Origin of the sequence: Acidovorax sp. FJL06 (assembly GCF_003852545.1) — a bacterium.
Taxonomy (GTDB): domain Bacteria; phylum Pseudomonadota; class Gammaproteobacteria; order Burkholderiales; family Burkholderiaceae_C; genus Acidovorax.
This window is the reverse complement of sequence record NZ_QAJR01000103.1, coordinates 1-223: the sequence shown is the minus strand read 5'-3', so window position 1 is coordinate 223 and position 223 is coordinate 1. Positions and strand designations below refer to the sequence as shown.

1 protein-coding gene is annotated in these 223 nt (G+C 68.6%); it reads right to left on the bottom strand.

The genetic code is table 11. The features are described 5' to 3' along the window. Nucleotides 1-223 (bottom strand): aminotransferase class I/II-fold pyridoxal phosphate-dependent enzyme (locus DBV10_RS23280; protein WP_233590037.1); only part of this gene is annotated, 223 nt, incomplete at both ends.

The following is a 223-nucleotide window of genomic DNA, read 5'->3' as shown; positions in this document are numbered from 1 at the left end:
GCACCGTGAGGCCCAGCGATTGCAGGGCGGGGATGAAAAAGTCGCGCCGGGCCTTGAACTCGGCGCGGCGGCGTTCGTATTCGGCAATGCTCTCGGCCTCGAAGCAGGCCAGCGCCGCGTGCTGCGATACGGTGCTGGCGCAGATGAACAGGTTCTGCGCGAGACGCTCGACCACGGGCACCATGGCCTCGGGCACCACCATCCAGCCCAGGCGCCAGCCCGT